Origin of the sequence: Streptomyces sp. NBC_01198, assembly GCF_036010485.1 — a bacterium.
Taxonomy (GTDB): Bacteria; Actinomycetota; Actinomycetes; order Streptomycetales; family Streptomycetaceae; genus Actinacidiphila.
Window position 1 is genome coordinate 1,035,270 of sequence record NZ_CP108568.1, and the last position, 18,277, is coordinate 1,053,546.

At 69.1% G+C, this 18,277-nt stretch carries 12 protein-coding genes; 1 reads left to right on the forward strand and 11 read right to left on the reverse strand.

What is annotated here, in order from left to right; translation table 11 throughout:
* Positions 1-137: 137 nt before the first annotated feature.
* From OG702_RS04655 to OG702_RS04670, 4 genes are all read right to left on the reverse strand, one after another.
* Positions 138-1,793 (reverse strand): glycoside hydrolase family 27 protein, encoded by a 1,656-nt coding sequence (locus OG702_RS04655; protein ID WP_327287600.1) that lies wholly within the window; start codon positions 1,791-1,793, stop codon positions 138-140.
* A gap of 122 nt (positions 1,794-1,915) precedes the next feature.
* Entirely contained in the window at positions 1,916-3,349 is a 1,434-nt protein-coding gene (locus tag OG702_RS04660; protein ID WP_327293083.1) for a lectin, read from the reverse strand.
* 432 nt (positions 3,350-3,781) lie between these two features.
* Entirely contained in the window at positions 3,782-5,215 is a 1,434-nt protein-coding gene (locus tag OG702_RS04665) for an arabinofuranosidase catalytic domain-containing protein (RefSeq protein ID WP_327287601.1), read from the reverse strand.
* Positions 5,216-5,506: 291 nt separating this feature from the next.
* Entirely contained in the window at positions 5,507-6,991 is a 1,485-nt protein-coding gene (locus OG702_RS04670) for an endo-1,4-beta-xylanase (RefSeq protein ID WP_442814298.1), read from the reverse strand.
* Positions 6,992-7,677: 686 nt separating this feature from the next.
* On the opposite strand from OG702_RS04670, the gene OG702_RS04675 reads away from it, so the two are divergent.
* Positions 7,678-8,718, forward strand: a complete 1,041-nt coding sequence (locus OG702_RS04675; protein ID WP_327287603.1) for a LacI family DNA-binding transcriptional regulator — start codon at positions 7,678-7,680, stop codon at positions 8,716-8,718.
* Between the two features lie 72 nt (positions 8,719-8,790).
* On the opposite strand, the gene OG702_RS04680 is transcribed toward OG702_RS04675, so the two are convergent.
* From OG702_RS04680 to OG702_RS04710, 7 genes are all read right to left on the reverse strand, one after another.
* Positions 8,791-10,395, reverse strand: a complete 1,605-nt coding sequence (locus OG702_RS04680; protein ID WP_442814299.1) for an alpha-L-arabinofuranosidase B — start codon at positions 10,393-10,395, stop codon at positions 8,791-8,793.
* 169 nt (positions 10,396-10,564) lie between these two features.
* Complete coding sequence (locus OG702_RS04685; protein ID WP_327287604.1) at positions 10,565-11,581, reverse strand: ABC transporter permease; 1,017 nt, start codon at positions 11,579-11,581, stop codon at positions 10,565-10,567.
* A gap of 61 nt (positions 11,582-11,642) precedes the next feature.
* Entirely contained in the window at positions 11,643-13,226 is a 1,584-nt protein-coding gene (locus OG702_RS04690) for a sugar ABC transporter ATP-binding protein (protein ID WP_327287605.1), read from the reverse strand.
* The gene (locus tag OG702_RS04695; RefSeq protein ID WP_327287606.1) at positions 13,226-14,320 is read right to left on the reverse strand and encodes a substrate-binding domain-containing protein; all 1,095 of its coding nucleotides are present in this window, start codon (positions 14,318-14,320) and stop codon (positions 13,226-13,228) included. The genes OG702_RS04690 and OG702_RS04695 overlap by 1 nt, the downstream gene beginning before the upstream one ends.
* A 436-nt stretch (positions 14,321-14,756) precedes the next feature.
* Positions 14,757-15,842 carry an aldose epimerase family protein gene (locus OG702_RS04700; RefSeq protein WP_327287607.1) on the reverse strand — a complete coding sequence of 362 codons (1,086 nt, stop codon included), beginning with the start codon at positions 15,840-15,842 and terminating at the stop codon, positions 14,757-14,759.
* A gap of 96 nt (positions 15,843-15,938) precedes the next feature.
* On the reverse strand, positions 15,939-17,444 hold the full coding sequence (gene araA / locus OG702_RS04705) for an L-arabinose isomerase (protein WP_327287608.1): 1,506 nt from the start codon (positions 17,442-17,444) through the stop codon (positions 15,939-15,941).
* The gene (locus OG702_RS04710) at positions 17,441-18,247 is read right to left on the reverse strand and encodes an L-ribulose-5-phosphate 4-epimerase (RefSeq protein WP_327287609.1); all 807 of its coding nucleotides are present in this window, start codon (positions 18,245-18,247) and stop codon (positions 17,441-17,443) included. Before OG702_RS04710 ends, araA begins: the two co-directional genes overlap by 4 nt.
* Between the last annotated feature and the right edge of the window lie 30 nt (positions 18,248-18,277).

Genomic DNA, 18,277 nt, shown 5'->3' on the forward strand with positions numbered 1-18,277 from the left:
TCGCAAGGCGCAACAGGGGGGGCCGGAGGGGCGGCCGACGGCTCGGGAGCCGTCCGTGCCGCCGCCGCACCCGGGGGATCCGGCGTGCGCCGGGACGGCAGTCGGCTGCCGCCCCGGCAGTTCGCGAGATGGTCAGGTCAGCTCAACGACCACTGCTGGTTGGACTGACCGTTGCAGGTCCACAGCTCGGCCAGGGCGCCGTTGGCGGTGGACGCGCCGGTGACATCGAGGCACAGCCCGGACTGGGTGCCGGTGACCGTACCGTTGGAGTTGACGGTCCACTGCTGGTTGGGTTGCCCGTTGCAGGTCCAGATCTCCACCTTGGTGCCTGGCGCCGTCTGGTTGTTGTAGGCGTCCAGGCACATCTGGCTGCCGCCGGAGTAGACCGCCAGCTGACCCGAGGACGTACGCGTCCAGGTCTGGTTGGCGCCGCCGCCGCAGCTCCAGATCTGCACCTGGGTGCCCGCGGTGGTGGACGAGTTCGGCACGTCGAGGCACTTCCCCGCACCCACCGCGTGCAGCGCACCGGTGGTGCCGGTCCCGGTTCCGCCGCCGGTCGTCCCGCCGGCGACCCGGTACATCACCGTGCCGTGCGCCGGCACCGAGGCGCTGATGGTGCCCGCGGTGCTGGAGGCGGCTCCCGACCACAGGTCGGTGAGGTTGTAGCTCGACGCACCGGTCTTGCCGATGGCGGCGGCTGTGGTGCTGATGGTCGCCGTCGACCCGGTCTCGTTGAACAGCGCCACGGACACGTCGCCGTTTGCCAGCGGCTTGGCCAGGACGTCCAGGCCACCGGAGGAGGAGACCATCGTGCCCTGCTTGCCCAGCGGGTCCTGGTCGACCGCGATCACCCGGGAGTTGGTCAGCGTGGACAGGGTGGCCGAGCTGGCCGAGGCGATGTTGGTGCCGGCGATCAGCGGTGCGGCCATCTCCGACCACAGGCTGAACTCCGTGCGGTTCTCGGTCGCGGTGAGCGAGCCGTTGCCGACCTCCAGCATGTCCGGGTCGTTCCAGTGCCCGGGCCCGGCGTAGGAGGCCAGGCCCACGTTGCTGTGGAAGATGGACAGCATGCTGGAGTAGCTGGCCTGGATGTCACCGGTGGTACGCCAGCTGTTGCCGACACCGGCCCCCCAGGTCCACACGTTGTCCTGGCCCCAGTTGCACAGGCTGTAGAGGATGGGGCGGCCGGTCGAGGCCAGGGCGTCGCGCATGGCGGTGTAGCGGGACTGGGCGTTCACCCCGGAGTTGTTGCAGTTGTCGTACTTCAGGTAGTCCACACCCCACGACGCGAACGACTGCGCGTCGGTGGTCTCGTGACCGAGGCTGCCGGGGTATCCGGCGCAGGTCGCCGTTCCCGCGTCCTCGTAGATGCCCAGCTTCAGGCCGAGAGAGTGCACGTAGTCCGCGGTGCCCTTGATCCCGTCGGGGAATTTCGCGGAGTCGGGGACGAGATGCCCGCCGCTGTCGCGTGAGTGGGTCATCCAACAGTCGTCGATGTTGACGTACGTGTAGCCCGCGGCCTGCATTCCGTTGCTGTGCATGGCCTGCGCCGTGGACTTGATCAGCGACTCCGACACGTTGCACCCGTAGGCGTTCCAGTCGTTGAACCCCATCTGCGGCGTCAGAGCGAGTCCGTTGCCCAGTGCGGCGGCGGGCTGGGCCGCGCCCAGGGTGGCCAGGGGCGCGACCGCGGAGAGCAGCACCACAGAGGTTGTGAGCGCTAACGTCCTGCGGAGGGACCGGGGCGCGGACGGCTGGGCTGGACGCTTGGCTCGTGCGGTGAACAGGCGCATGATTCTTCGACTCCTGAGCCGGGTTGTGGGAGGACGTGGGATGAGGGGGCAGGGGGGCCGTGGTGGTCCTCCGGGACGTCCCGGAGGACCACCACCTACCCCACCCCCCACGGGTGAGGTGGTCAGCGGTAGCCGGCTGCGGCGACGTTGGCCTGGACCGCGTTGTCGACGGCATCGGACGGATAGCCCGAGACGACGGCTCCTTCGTAGAAGGTGCCCGCGCTGAGGTTGGCGCCTCCGCCGGGCTTGCAGCAGTCGCCACCGCTGCCCAGGACGATCGCCCCTTGCTTCTTCATGGGGCTGTATCCGGACGGCAGGGCCCCGTCCCACAGCGTGGTGAGACCGCCTGACTGGGCGTTCGCACCCTTGAGCGCGAATCGTGACGTGCCGTTGTTCTTCAGCATCGCGGTGACGAACTTGCTGGTGAAGGCGCGCTGGTTGGCGTTCCAGGACTGGCTGCCGCCGGGGTAGAGGCCCCATTCGAGATCCGCCTGCACCCACGGGCCGCTGCCCGAGCACCCACCGAACCAGCACTGCTTGCCGAAGTTGATCGCGTCCATCGCACCGGCCGCGTCGGCCTTCCTGGTCGTCTCGCTGTTGCCGTAGTCGAAGCAGCAACCGCTGTTGACGTGCGTACCGCTGGTCACCATGTACGTGCTCTCGGGTGCGCTGCCGGTCGGCACACCTGTCAGGTGGCCGTCTCTCCAGTAGCTGTTACCGGGGTTGACGTACAGCGAGTAGGCCTTGGCGCCGCCCACCGACAGCGACTCGGTGGTCGCGTTGGCAGGACTGCTCTGACTCGATCCCGGCACCTGGGCGGATCCCTGGTACCAGAGGTCGTTGCCGTGCCCGGACTGGTCGTAGACGGCCGTGATGACACACGAGGTCCCCGTGCAGAAGGAGTCCTGGGCCGCGGCGTTGGCGTAGCCGCCGGCGGCCAGTACGCCGATGTCCCTGGTCGCACCGTCGGAGGAACGCCGGACCTGGTAGAGCCGGCCGGTGTAGGAGCCGTACAGCGCGCGGGTGGTGCTGTGCGCGGCGACGCACGGCGTGCCGCCGGAGCCGTAGATGTCGCACGGGCCCGACCCGCCGCTGGGCGGCGGAGTCGCCGAGCTGCTCCACTTCTGGTTGCTCTGGCCGTTGCACGTCCACAGGATGACCGCGGTGCCGTTGGCCGTGCCGGCCCCGTTGGCGTCCAGGCACAGGCCCGACTGGACACCGGTGATCGACCCGTTGGCGTTGAGCGTCCACTTCTGGTTGGCGCCGCCGTTGCAGGACCAGATGATCGCCGGAGTGCCGGTCGACGTCTGGTTGTTCGAGGCGTCCACGCAGCGGCTGCCGTTCATCGTCCGCAGCTCTCCTGCCGAGGAGAGCTCGAAGGCCTGGTTCGCCTGGCCGTTGCAGTCCCAGATCTGCAGCGCGGTCCCCGGGGTGTCGACGCCGCCGGCGACATCGAGGCAGCGCCCCGACGCAGCACCGACCAGGGGCGCGGCCGCTGCCGACGCGGGCACCGACCAGGTCAGCGCCGTCGCCAGCATCGTGGCCAGCAGCGCCATCACGGCCATCACGGCAGGCGCGGGCGAACGGCGTCTGCGAAGGGCAGGACTTCGGTACGAAACGGATGAAGACTGCATTGTCTGTCCTTGGCGATGTGGGGGGAAGAGCCCGCTTTGTTAGCGCTAACCCCAAGGCTCCTCGACGCGAGCGGGCCGCGAGCCACAACAGCGAGGCATGGGATGAATTTATAGGTTGAGGCCTGGTCGATGTCCAGACCCGTGCGCGGCCTATCTCAACAGTCGCCGACTACCAGCGGCTTTCTCTTTGAGGCCGCAGGCAGAGCGTCGACTGCCGCCGTCGGGATGAGAAGAGATGGGATTGATCACCCCGGTGAGCGCGTCTCACTGTCCCACCGGTCGGCCGCTGTGGGAGAGCGGCTCCACCCGTGGCCGGCGGTGAGCCGGCCACGGGTGTCAGCCGTTCAGTTCAGCTCAGCTGAGGTTCCATTGCTGGTTGGACTGCCCGTTGCAGGTCCACAGTTCGGCCAGGGCGCCGTTGGCGGTGGACGCACCGGTCACGTCCAGGCACAGCCCGGACTGGGTGCCGGTGACGGTGCCGTTGGAGTTGACGCTCCACTGCTGGTTCGCACCGCCGTTGCAGCTCCAGATCTCCACCTTCGTGCCTGGCGTCGTCTGGTTGTTGTAGGCGTCCAGGCACATCTGGCTGCCGCCGGAGTAGACCGCCAGCTGACCCGAGGACGTCCGCGTCCAGGCCTGGTTGGCGCCACCGCTGCAGTCCCAGATCTGCACCTGGGTGCCGGCCGTGGTCGACGAGTTCGGCACGTCGAGGCACTTGCCCGCACCCACCGCGTGCAGGGCACCCGTCGTACCCGTGCCACCACCACCTGATCCGTAGGCGACGGAGTTGATGTTGGTCTGCACCGCGTTCTCGGTGGCGTCCGACGGGTAGCCGGAGGTCATGACGCCTTCGTAGAAGGTGCCCTGGGCCCCCTTGCTGTTGTCGCCGCCGGTCCCGAGGATGATCGCGCCCTGCTTCCTCATGGGGTTGTAGCCCGAGACATTGGGGCGTGCCCCGTTGTAGAAGGTGGACAGGCCGCCGGACTGGGCGTTGCCGCCACGGATCGCCCAGTGGTTGGGCTCACCCTTGATGATGGCGGTGGTGTAGCGGTAGTTGACGGTCGGGTCACCGGAGTTGAGGTGCTGGTTGACGCCGGAGAACAGTCCGTTCTCCAGGTCGGCCATGATCCACGGACCGTTGCCCGAACCGTAGCCCCAGACCTTGATGTTGCCGAAGTAGATGGCCTCCATGGTGCCGTTGCCGTCGTCGTTGCTGTCGGTCTCGGCGTTGCCGTAGTCGAAGCAGCAGCCGCCGTTGTAGTGGGTGCCGTCGAAGATGGCGTACATACCCTCGGCTGCGTCACCGGTGGCGATGCCGTTCGTGTGGTTGTTGCGGTAGCCGGTACCGGGGGCGACGAAGACGCCATAGGCCTTGTGGCCGCCTACCGTGGTCGGCGCGGCGGTCGCGTTGGCCAGGTTGTCGGGGCCGCCGGCGGCACCGCCCGCGGGTGCCTGGGTGAGGTTGTTGTTACGCCCCGACTGGTCGTAGATCACGGTGATCACGCACGAGGTCCCGGAGCAGAACGAGTCCTGCGAGGCCGCGTCGGCGTACCCACCCGCACTCAGGACCCCGATGTTGCGGGTGGTGTTGTCCGAGGAGCGCCGCACCTGGTAGAGCGACCCGCTGTACGACGAGTACAGCGCCCGCGTCGTGCTGTGTGCCGCCACGCACGGCGTACCACCCGAAGCGTAGATGTCACACGGCAGCGAACCGGCTGCCTGCGAGGTGTGGGTACCGCCGACCAGGACGCCGGCCGCGAGCGCGACGGACGCACCCGCCGTCAGCATCCACCGCCTTATCCGGCGAAACCGTTGAGCAAGTGCCGATGATGACATCAGCATCCTCCTTGTGTATGGGGGAACGCCGTCGCAGCCGGCAATCACGGCCGTTCGAGTGGCAGGGCCGCTTCATGCGAAACCCGACAGCGCGGGAAAAAGGCGCACGGGAGCCAGGAAGTCGGGCCGCCGTACGTGGTGTGGTGTGCTCCGCGCGCGGTGCCGCCCGTTGTGAATGCCGGGGAGAGCAGGAACGGGCGGCACCGCAGTGAGCGCGACGCCGTGTCGACGCTCACATGTGTGTCAGGAGCTGGTGCAGCTGAGGGACGGGGCCGACGGGGTGCCGTTGGCGAGGAACCCGAAGGTGGTGGAGGCCGATGGCTGGAGCGAGCCGTTGTAGGACACGTTGGTCACCGTTGCCGTCGAACCACTGGTGGACAGCGTTCCGTTCCAGACCTGGGTGATGCTCTGCCCGCTGGACAGGGTCCACCGGACGGTCCAGCCGCTGATCGCCGCGCTACCCGCGGTGACCTTGACCTCGCCTTGGTAGCCGCCCGACCAGGAGTTGGTGGTGGTGTACGTCGCCGCGCACGCGCCTCCCCCTGTGCCGCCGGTGGTGGTTCCGCCGCTCGTGGTGCCGGTGGTCGTCCCGGAGGACGTCCCGCCGTTGGTCGTGCCCGAGGAGGTCCCGCCATCGGTGGTCCCGGAAGACGTCCCGCCGTTGGTCGTTCCCGAGGACGTCCCGCCTGTCGCGGTGCCCGTGGCCGCGTTGAGGGCGTTGAGGACCGCGGTGTAGGCGGATTTCGGGTTGCCGTTGCTGTCGAAGAGCAGGGGGTTGTCGCCGCTGCGCCAGGAGTCGCTGTCGCGGATGCCCCAGACGGTGATGCCCGCGCACCGGGTCACGTGCAGGCAGGCGTTGACGGTGTTGCTGTAGGCCGACGACGAGGCTTGGGCGATGTCGAGTTCGGTGAGCTGGACGTCGACGCCCAGGGCGGCGAAGTTGCTGAGGGTGGTCTGGAAGCTGGAGGGGGGTCCGCCGTTGCCGAAGTGGCTCTGGAAGCCGACGCAGTCGATCGGGACGCCACGGGACTTGAAGTCCTTGACCATGTTGTAGACGCCCTGGGTCTTGGCGTCCGACCAGTTCTCGATGTTGTAGTCGTTGTAGCAGAGCTTGGCGTTCGCATCGACCGAACGGGCCGTGCGGAAGGCGTGCTCGATGAAGCCGTTGCCGAGCTTGTCCTGGAAGGGCGAGCTGCGGTGCTGGCCGCTGCCACCGTCGGCGAACGCCTCGTTGACCACGTCCCAGGCGTAGATCTTGCCCTTGAAGTGCGTCATCTCCTGCGTGATGTGGTTGTCCATCGCCGACTGCAGGTCCGAGGCCGACAGGTTCGACACCCATCCCGGCAGCTGGTTGTGCCAGACCAGGGTGTGACCGCGCATCCGCTGGCCATGGGCCTGGGCGTGACTGACGATCTGGTCGGCCGGCCCGAAGTTGAAGTTCCCGCGGGACGGCTCGGTGGTGTCCCACTTCATCTCGTTCTCCGGGGTGATCATGTTGAATTCCCGGTCGAGAATGGTGGAGTACGCGGAGTTGCCGAGCTTGCTCGCCGGCACCGCGGTACCGAAGTACCGGCCCGACTGCGCGGCCGCCGAACCCAGCGAACCCGCCGCCGCAGCATGGCCGGCGAACGTACCCATGCCCACCACGGCCAAGGCCGCACTGGCTGCTATTCCGGTGATCGTCGCCAGCGTACTTCTCCGGCGGCTCTTTCTCTTGAACCATGACATTGCAGGAATTCTCCTTGTGTGGGGGGAGGCATCCGCCGACAGCCGATGCCCGTACTACGGCCACCTCACCAGCTCTGCTGGGCGCGGACCGGCCCCTGTCGCTACCAGGGGACCTGCGAGTTAGCGCTAACACGCCAGGGGGGCGGACGAGCGGTCGGTCTACGGAAGCGCACGGACAGGAGCCGAGGCCCGCCGCCCTTCCGTGCGGAGGAAGGGCTCACGAGCCTCAGCGCGTCGATTGACGCAGCGTCAGGCTGGTCACTGCCGACGACCCGAAGGAGACTTGCCTGCGGCTTAGTGAGCGTTAACATTCATCTCGCCCCATTCGCTGGTGCGATGCCACCGTGGGAGGGCGCGCGACCGCACCCGAAACTTCTGAATGTTTCACGAACGTTTCGGGCACCTTAGGTCACCGGGCCGAGCGCGTCAATGCATCGCGCGGATTCCCCCCGACGTTCCCCGGCAAGCACCACTGCGGGTCAAAAAGCGCTGCGAATCGGTTCGACCCGAAGTCCCCGGGAGGGCGTCCCGCGACCGCTCACCACCGTTGCTCACGGACTTCGTCGGATCCTCTGCTGGTTCCGCCAGGCAGCGGATTCGGGGGCCCTGGCAGCTGTCGGCTCTCATTCGCGAATCGATTCGTGCCAGGTACCATGACGTAGCGGGCACCAGAAGCGAGGAGTCGCATGAACATCGGGGAGATCGCGCGGCGCGCCGGCGTGTCCCGCAGCACCGTGTCGTACGCGCTCAGCGGTAAGCGACCCGTCTCCGTCAGTACCCGCAAGCGGATCCAGGACGTCATCGATGAGTTGGGCTACCGGCCCAATGCGACCGCCAGGGCACTCAAGGAGGGCAGGACCAGGACGATCGGCCTGGTGATCCCGCCCGCCGGCAACCGCCTCACCCATATGCAGCTGGACTTCGTGGGCAGCGTCGTCGAAGCGGCGGCCCGGCTGGACCTGGACGTCCTGCTGTCCCCGTCGGGCGGCGACCACGACCGGTCCTTCGAACGACTGGTCTCCGAGAGCCGCGTCGACGGGGTGATCCTGATGGAGATCCGCCTCCAGGACGCGCGCGTGGGCACGCTGCACCGGGCAGGACTGCCCTTCGTCGGAATCGGCCACACCGACGACGACTGGCAGATGTGCTGGATCGACATCGACTACGCCGGGCTGATCCGGCACTCCGTCCACCACCTGGCGGATCTGGGCCACCGGACCGTGGCGCTGGTCAGCCGTTCCCCGGAGCTCGTCTCCGCGGGTTACGGTCCCGCGCGACGGGCCCAGGAAGGCTTCACGGCGGCCGTCCGCGAACGCGGCATGGAGGGGATCGAGGCCATGTGCGGTGACGACGCCCGCTCCGGCCAAGAGTGCGTCGAAGGGCTGTTGCGCGACCACGCCGGCCTGACGGCCATCACCACGATCAACGAGGCCGCGCTGCCCGGAGTCCAGCGGGCTCTGGCCGACGCCGGACTGGCAGTTCCCTACGACTTCTCCGTGACGGGAGTGGCGGCCCGGCCCTGGGCCGAGGACTTCCGGCCGCCCCTCACCGCGGCCGACGTACCCGCACAGGAGATGGGAGAGCAGGCGGTCTCCCTGCTGATCGAACGCATCGCGGCTCCGGAGACGCCGCCGCGGCACATCCTGCTCGCCCCGTCGATCTCACTGCGCTCGAGCACCGGCGCCGCTCGCGCGGACCGCGGCGCACGCGCGGCCGCGCAGGGCTGAAGCACCCCCGAGCCGCGCCGCCGTACTGCCCGGCGGCGCGGCCTTCGCGCGGGCTGGGCACTGATCCGGGGATCAGGACCAGGGGGTGGCGACGTTCCAGCTGGTGTCGTCGTTCCACGAGGTGGTGGAGTCGAACGCGTTGGAGCCGCCGTTGGAGGCGATGTAGACGGTGTAGTTGTAGTGGCGCAGGTAGCGGTTGGAGTAGTTCACCGACTGGAAGGAGTAGCCCTGGCCGTTGTGCCCGGACTGCGGGCAGAACGTGGCGTCCTGGGTGAACGTCGAGGAGCCGTCGTTGCCTGCCAGATGCAGTTGGTAGTTCTGGTGGCGCAGGTACTGGCCGGACTCGTTCGCGGACTCGAAGGAAAGGCACGAGCTGTTGGCCAGGCCGGACCGGACGATCCAGGTGGCGTCGCCCTTGTCGGTGGACGAGGACGACGAGGAGACGCCCGCGATGACCACGTTGGTGTCGTTGTCGTCGTGCTTGATGTAGTCGGCGGTGCAGCAGGACGTGGTGGCCTGCAGGGAGATCCGGGAGCCGGGCGTCAGGGTGCCGGGATTGCCGCTTCCCCCGCCCGTGGTGCCGCCGGTGGTGCCGCCGCCCGAGGTGCTGCCGCCGTAGTTCACGGAGTTGATATTGGCCTGCACGGCGTTCTCGGTGGCATCCGTGGGATAGCCGGAGGTCATGACGCCTTCGTAGAAGGTGCCCTGGGCGCCCTTGCTGTTGTCGCCGCCGATGCCGAGGATGATCGCGCCCTGCTTCTTCATCGGGTTGTAGCCCGAGACGTTGGGGCGTACGCCGTCGTAGAAGGTGGACAGGCCACCGGACTGGGCGTTGCCGCCACGGATCGCCCAGTGGTTCTGCTTGCCCTTGACGATAGCGGTGGTGTAGCGGTAGTTGACCGTCGGGTCACCGGAGTTGAGGTGCTGGTTGACGCCGGAGAACAGGCCGTTCTCCAGGTCGGCCATGATCCACGGACCGTTGCCCGAACCGTAGCCCCAGACCTTGATGTTGCCGAAGTAGATGGCCTCCATCGTGCCGTTGCCGTCGTCGTTGTTGTTCGTCTCGGCGTTGCCGTAGTCGAAGCAGCAGCCGCCGTTGTAGTGCGTCCCGTCGAAGATCGCGTACATGCCCTCCGGGTTGTCACCCGTGGCGATGCCGTTCGTGCTGTCGTTGCGGTAGCCGGTTCCGGGGGCGACGTACACGCCGTAGGCCTTGTGCCCGCCCACAGTCGTCGGCGCGGCGGTGGCGTTGGCGAGGTTGTCCGGGCCGCCGGCCGCGCCGCCGCCGGGCGCCTGGGTCAGGTCGTTGCCGCGCCCGGACTGGTCGTAGATCCGCGTGATGACGCAGGTCGTACCGGAGCAGAAGGAGTCCTGTGCGGACGCGTCGGGGTAGCCGCCCGCGGTCGTCGGGCTGAAGCTCTTGTAGGTGTTGTCCGAGGAACGCCTGACCTGGTAGAGCGGGCCCGTGTAGGAGCCGTACAGTGCGCGGGTGGTGCTGTGCGCGGCCACGCAGGGCGTACCACCGGACGCGTACAGGTCGCAGGGAAGTGAGCCGGCCGCCTGCGAGGCGTGCGATCCGCCGGCCAGGACTCCGGCGATGAGGGCGAGGACGGCAGCAGCCGCCAGCAGATATTTTCTGAACTGCCGTGGGATCACGGCCGTCACTGGTGCGGACACCGGGTTTCTCCTCTGTGTGGGGGGACCGGACGCGCGGCCCGGCGCATGGCCATGTGCGGCCGGCGGCCACGGAACTGACACCGGCACGGTGGGGGGCCCGCGGGTGGGCAGGCCGAAGCCCGGCCCAGCGCCCAGGAGCGGGGTGCGGGGCCTGGCCTCGGGCGGGGGCTCAGTTGCGGCGGGCGACGCTTCTGGCGCGGAGCCGGTCGGCGGTGATGGCCAGGCCGAGGACGCAACCCAGCACGATGTTGGTGTAGTTGGAGTTGATCTGCAGCGTGGTCAGGCCGTTGTTGATCAGTTCGAGCAGGATCGTCCCCGCCACGATGCCGACGATGCGGCCCTGGCCGCCCACCAGGCTGACCCCGCCGATGACGGCGGCGGCGATCGCGGAGAGCTCCCAGCCGACCCCGACGCCGCTGGCCGAGCCGACGCCCATCCGGCCGAGCACCATGATCCCGGCGAAGGCGGACAGCAGCGAACTGGTGACGTACATCGACACGATCCGCCGGTCGCCGCGGATGCCGGCCAGCCGGGCCGCCTCCGCGTTGCCGCCGACCGCGTAGACCTGGCGGCCCTGGTAGGTGCGCTCCAGGAAGAACCAGGCGGCGATCGCGACGACGACGAAGAGGATCAGCGGCAGCGGGATCTGCGCCACGTATGTCTGGCCGACGTCGCCGAAGAAGCCGCCGATCCCGGTGATCGAGGTGCCGGAGGTGATGGCGAGCGTGACGCCCTGGGCGACGGTGTAGGTGACCAGGGTGACCACGAACGGCGGCATCTTCAGCCGGGTGACGGCGAGCCCGTGGATGAGGCCGACCGTGCCGGCGATGACCAGCGTCACCAGGACGGCGAGGACCGGCGGCAGGCCGGCCCGTACGTTGAACCAGGACATCAGGATCACGCTGGTGCCCAGCAGCGCCCCGACCGACAGGTCGATGCCGCCGGTGAGGATCACCAGCGACTCACCGATGGCGATCAGGCCGTACTGCGCCAGGTCGAAGCCCATGCCCTGGAGGTTGACGGCGCCGGCGAAGGTGGACTTGTCGATCGCGAGCGACACGAAGACGACCACGCAGGCGACGACGACGCCGACTTCGGGGGTCTCGGCCAGCCGCCGGACCAGGGACGTACCCGGCTTGTCACCGGTGTCCAGGTCCGCGAGCGCCGGAGCGGTGCTGGTCTTCATACGCGTGCCTTCCCGTGAAAGACGTCCGCCGTGTCGACGGCAACCGGGATACTGCGGGTGGTCATGCGCTTGCCTTCCCCTGCTGGCCGTCCAGCAGCCTGCTGCGCGTGCCGGCCGCGGCGGTCATGATCGTTTCCTTGCCGAATCCGTCACGCGGGATGTCGGCCACCACCTGTCCGTGGGACATCACCACGATGCGGTGGCAGATCCACATCAGCTCCTCCAGTTCGGAGGAGGCCACCAGCACGGCCAGGCCCTTCTCGGCTGCCTCGTCGATGAGGGCGTAGATCTCGGCCTTGGCGCCGACGTCCACCCCGCGGGTCGGCTCGTCGAGCAGCAGCAGCTTGGGCTCGGCCGAGAGCCAGCGGCCGAAGACCGCCTTCTGCTGGTTGCCGCCGGACAGCGAGCTGATCGGCTGCTCCTGGCTGTGCAGCCGCACGCCCAGGTCCTTGACGATGCGGGCCGCGTGCGCCTTGTCGTTCCTGGGGCGCAGCACACCGCGGCGGCTGATCCGGCGCAGCGTGCTGAGCGTGACGTTCCAGCGCACCGAGTGCGCGGGCAGCAGCGACTGCACCTTGCGGTCCTCGGGGACCATCCCGATACCGGCCTCCACCGCGTCGGCCGGGTGCCGGGGACGGAAGTCCTTCCCCTCGAAGGCGACGGTGCCGCCGGTACGGGGCTGGGCGCCCATGATCGTGTGCAGCAGGCGGCTGCGGCCCGAGCCCATCAGCCCGGCAACGCCGACGATCTCACCGGCCTTCAGGTCGAGATCGACCGGGCCCAGGCCGTCGGCGGTCAACTCCCGTACCGACAGCGTCGTGGCGCGTTCCACCGAGGACGGCGGGGCGAGGTCGGCGCGAGCGAGCTCGCTGCCGACCATCTCCCGGATCATCCGTTCCTCGGTCGCCTCGGCCGGTGTCAGATCCGCGACCAGCTCGCCGCTGCGCAGAACGATCACCCTGTCCGCGACCGCCCGCACCTCGTCGAGGCGGTGCCCGATGAAGAGCACCGCTCCCCCGGCGGCGGCGTGCGCGCGGGCCAGGTCCAGCACCCGCTCGGCCTCCACCGGTCCCAGCGACGACGTGGGCTCGTCCAGGATCAGCACGACGGGGCGGTGGCCCCAGGCCTTGGCGATCTCGATCATCTGCCGTACGGGGACCGGGAACCGGCCGACGGGGCGGTCCACGTCCACGCCGGTGACGCCCACCTCCTCCAGCAGCGTCCGCGCCTCGGCCCTCGTACCCGCCCGGTCGAAGACGACCCGCCCGACGGGGCCGGAACCGGCCCGCTGCGGACGGCGCCCCAGCAACAGGTTCTCCGCGACGCTCAGTTGGCCGACCAGCGGGAACTCCTGGGCGACGAGGGCGACTCCGAGTTCGCGGGAGTGGTCGGGCCGCCCGGGCTGAAGCGCGGTGTCGGCGATCTCCATGGACCCCGTGGTGGGGGTGACGGTGCCGGACAGCACGCCCATCAGCGTGGACTTGCCGGCGCCGTTCTCCCCCACCACGGCCACGATCTGTCCGCGAGCCAGGTCCAGGCTCGGGATGTCGAGCACCTTCACCGGGCCGTAGGACTTGGTCACGTCCCGCAGCGAGACCGCGTTGCCGCCGGGAGCCCCGGCACCAATGTCGGTGGACGGGTCCATCAGCTGATTCCCAGGTCCTTGAGCTTGGCCTGGTAGTCCGCGAGATTCCCTCCGGTGACCAGACCCACGCCCGAGGACAGCGTGGCTCCGTCCGACTCCAGGTAGGGCTTGACGAGCTTCAGCGTGGCGTCGACTCCGAGCACCTTGAACGCGGCGAGCAAGTACGCGCCCGTGTAGCCCTGCTGGTACGGCTGCTGCAGGACGGTGGCCTGGATGACACCCGACTGCACGAACTTCAGCGTCTGCGGATCGCTGTCGTCCGAGATGATCTTGACCTTGCCGGACTTGCCCGCCGCCTGCACCGCCTGGCCCGCCGACGGCCCGTCGTAGGAGTACACCCCGTAGAGCCCGTTGATGTTCGGGTTGGTCTGGATGGCGGTCTGCGCGTTGGTGAGCGCCTTGGCCGCGTCCATGCCGTCGCTGAGCTTCTGCGCGACCTTGATGTCGGTGCCCTTGAGCGCGTCCTCGAAGCCCTGGATGCGCTCGACGGCGTTGGACGTGGTGAGCGAGCCGACCAGGACGACGACCTGGCCCTTGCCGCCCAGCGCCTGCTTCATCGCCTCGCCGGCCTTCTGGCCCGCGGTGTAGTTCGGCGTGCCGAGGTAGAGGGCGGCGCCGTCCTCCTTCGGCAGCGGCGAGTCGATCGCCAGCACCGGGATGTGGGCCTTGTTGGCCGACGCGATGGGGGCCTTGATGGCGGTGGGGTCGATCGCCGACACGCTCAGGCCGGTGATGCCCTGGCCGCGCAGCGTCTGGATGATCGACAGCTGCTGGTCGAGCCGGCCGTTCGCCGGCGCCTGGTAGGTGCCCTTGACGCCGAGGTCCTTGAGGCCCTTGTTGAAGCCGGCCTTGCCCGCGTTCCAGTAGTCGACGGCGACGTTGACGACCATCGCCTCGTTCAGCTTCGACAGGTCCTTCCCCGCCAGCGCCGCCTTCAGCGCGGTGTCCAGCTTCGCCAGGTTGTCGTCGTTGAAGGCGATGTCACCCTTGATGGTCACCGCGGTGGACGTCGTCGCCCCGCCGCCGGACTTGCCCGTGTCCGACGACGAGCCACCGGCTCCACTCTTGCTGCACGCGCCGACAGTGGCAACCATCGCAACAGCGATGGCGGCAGCACTCCAGCATCGGACTCTCTGACTACGAGACCGCACATCACGCATGATCAAATCCTGTTCAGAGGGGCCTTGCGGCCTGTTAGCGCTCACATCATCTGGTGCAAGGTGCCGCTGTGGCCGACGGCTGCTGTTCCCATCACGCTTCCCCCGCACCACAACGCCGTACGGAGCTGCGTTCTCCGGCGGGTGAAACCGCACATGGGGTTCCGTACCCCGTGCGCTTACCCTCCCGTGCCGGTGCGGACATCGCCACCTCTCGCCGAGAGACATCAGAAGCCCGCACGATCGCTCCCGTACCCGCTTGTGGTCCGTTGCTTGGCAGCGATTGTTAGCGTTCACCGGCACGGCGTCAAGACGTTGCACAGAACAAAAACGGGCGGGCCGACGGCGCCCCCCAGGGCGAGTTGACCGTTCGTCACACAGCTCCCGTCCGGTAGATCGTCGTCGACCGGTAAGGACGCTCCGGGCGCAGCCACGCGGACGGGTAGTCCGGCCGCTGGGGCGAGTTGGGGAAGTGCTGGGTCTCCAGCGCGACACCGGCGTGCCGGGCCGGCGAATGGGGTCCTGTGGCCTCACCCGTGCCTTCCCCGGCGTCGGGCGGCACGGAGGAGTTGGCTGTGTACACCTGCATTCCCGGCTCCGTGGTGAGGCACTCGATCACCCGGCCTGTCGCGGGATGGCTGAGCACCGCGGCCAGGCGCGGCTCACCTGACGTGCCCCGCAGGACCCAGTTGTGGTCGTAACCGCCTCCGGCGAGGGCGAGTTGCTCGTCGTCGAGACGATCGAGCACCTGACACAGCCGGCGCGGGGCGGTGAGGTCGAAAGGGGTGCCCGCGACCGGCCGGGGCGGACCTGGCAGCGGAATGAGTGCGGCGTCCACCGGCGTGTAGAAGTCGGCCGCGACATACAACTCGTGGTCATGGACCGTACTCCGCTTGCTGCCGGAGAGATTCCAGTACGCGTGGTTGGTCAGCCCGAACGGTGTCGTCGCGTCCGTGGAGGCCGAGTAGTCGAGCCGCAGTTCCCCCGCTTCGCTCAGGCTGTAGCGCACCGTCACCTCGACATTGCCGGGAAAGCCCTGATCGCCTGCCGGGCTGGCGAGCGTCAACGCGACGCCCACGCGTCCTGCGACCCGGAAGGGGCTGCCGTCCCAGATCCGCGAGTCGAAGCCGTCGGGACCGCCGTGCAGCGTATGGCCGTTCTCGTTGACACTCAGCTGCACAGGACCTTCGGGAGCAGGCACCAGGCCATGCGCGATGCGGTTGGCGTAGCGGCCCACCGTGGCACCCAGATAGCGCGCCGCGGTGAGCTTGTCCTGGACCCCGGCCGGAGTCAGCACCACGTCGGCCGACCGTCCCGTACGGTCCGGAAAGCTCAGCGTGTGCAGGCTTGCTCCGAGGGTCAGGACGTCAGCGCGGACCCCGCCGGCCGCGAGCCGCCAGCGGTGCACGACGCGGCCGTCAGTGAGCGTCCCGGCAGGCGAGCAGGATACGTCGGGCATACGGTCTCCGGTGAGTCGGGGCGTCGCGTGGGCATGCTGGGGCCCGGATGGGTGCCGGGACGCCGACCGTCCGGACAACCGGGTCCTGCACGGTCCTCACAGGCCCCGGGCGAGGCGGTAGTAGGCCTGGTTCCAGCGGATCTCCTTGGTGAACTGGCGCAGGTCGGTGTCGGTGTCGATCATCAGCAGCTCGGTGCCCAGGAGGTCGGCGAGGTCGGTGAGTTCCTCCGCGCCGATCGCACTGGACAGCACCGTGTGGTGGGGGCCGCCGGCGGTCAGCCACGCCTCGGTGGAGGTTCGCAGGTTCGGGGCGGGGCGCCAGACCGCCCGGGCCACCGGCAGGGCCGGGAGGGGCTCCACCGGCTCGACGATGTCGATCTGGTTCGCGACCAGGCGGAAGCGGTCCCCCATGTCGGCCAGGCCCACCACGACCGCGGGCCCGGGGGCGGCGTCGAAGACCAGGCGGACGGGGTCCTCCCGGTTGCCGATGCCCAGCGGGTGGATCTCGCAGCTGGGCACGCCGGCCGCGATCGTCGGGCAGACCTCCAGCATGTGCGCGCCCAGGATCAGTTCGCTGCCCGGGGCCAGGTGGTAGGTGTAGTCCTCCATGAAGGACGTGCCGCCGGGCAGCCCGGCGGCCATCGCCTTGACCGTGTGCAGCAGCGTCGCGGTCTTCCAGTCGCCCTCGCCGCCGAAGCCGTAGCCGTCGGCCATCAGCCGCTGCACCGCGAGCCCCGGCAGCTGCCGAAGTCCCCCAAGGTCCTCGAAGTTGGTGGTGAACGCACCGAACCCGCCGCCGTCGAGGAAGGCGCGCAGGCCCAGTTCGATCCGCGCGGCGTAGCGCAGCGAGTCGTGGCGTACGCCGTCCGGGCCGAGCGCGGGATCAAGCCGGTAGGCGTCGGCGTACTCCTTGACCAGGGCGGTCACTTCGCTGTCCGCGGCCGAGTCGACGGCCTCCACCAGGTCGTTGACGCCGTAGGTGTTGACCGAGACGCCGAAGCGGAGCTGCGCCTCGACCTTGTCGCCCTCGGTGACGGCGACATCGCGCATGTTGTCGCCGAAGCGGGCCAACCGGAGTTTGCGCAGGGCCGCGTGGCCGAGCGCGGCCCGCATCCAGGTGTGGATACGCTGCCCCACGGCCGGGTCGGTGACATGCCCGGCGACCGTCTTGCGGGTCACCCCGATCCTGGACTGGATGTAACCGAACTCCCGGTCGCCGTGGGCGGCCTGGTTGAGGTTCATGAAGTCCATGTCGATCGTCGCCCACGGCAACTCGACGTTGGCCTGGGTGTGCAGGTGCAGCAGCGGCTTGCGCAGCAGATCCAGCCCGCCGATCCACATCTTCGCCGGCGAGAACGTGTGCATCCAGGCGATCAGCCCCACGCATCCGTCGTCGGCGTTCGCCGCCAGCACCGTGCCGATGATCGCCGAGGCGTCCGTCAGCACCGGCTTCCACACCACCCGCACCGGGCCGCCCGGCAGCGCGGCGAGCTGGTCGGCAATCCGCCGTGACTGGTCGGCGACCTGCGCGAGGGTGTCGGGCCCGTAGAGTCCCTGGCTGCCGGTGAGGAACCAGATCTCGGCGGTGGGCGTGGCGTTCATACGGTGGCTCCTCGGTCGGTGACGGGACCGTCGTTAGCAGGCCGATCGACGGCGGAACGGTCGTCCGCCTCGCCCTTCGCGGACTCGGACCCGAGCTCGGGAACGGACGCGGGCGCGGGCTGGCCGTAGACGTTCTGGTAGCGGTCGTAGAGGCGGTCGATGTCCGGCCCGGCTATCGGCAGCAGGTCACCCAACTGGCGTGAGACGTGGACGGTTCGCGCCACGTCCTCGCACATCACCGCGGCCTTGACCGCCGCCCGCGCGTCCCGGCCGACGGTGAAGACGCCGTGGTTCTGCATCAGCACGGCGGGCGAGCGGTGCCCTGCCAGCGTCTGCACGATGCCCCGCCCGATCGAGTCGTCGCCGATGAGTGCGAACGGCCCCACCGGGATCTCCGCCCCGAACTCGTCGGCCATCGCGGTCAGGACGCACGGCACCGGCTCCCCCCGCGCCGCCCAGGCGCAGGCGTAGGTCGAGTGGGTGTGCGCCACCCCGCCCACCTCCGGCATGTGCCGGTACACGTACGCGTGCGCGGCCGTGTCGGAGGACGGCGAGAGGCCGCCACCGTCCACCACCCGGCCGTCCAGATCGCACACGATCATGTTCCCGGGTGACAAGCGGTCGTAGTCGACACCGCTGGGTTTGATCACGAACAGGTCGGCGCCGGGCACCCGGGCGGAGACGTTTCCGGCCGTCCACACCACCAGGCCGTAGCGGACCAGCTCCTGGTGCAGGTCACTGACCTGCCGGCGCAGCCGGCCGAGAACATCGTCGACAGGGGACGGAGGAGGGCGTTCAGGCATCGGGACCTCGAATACAGGGAGGAGGTTAGC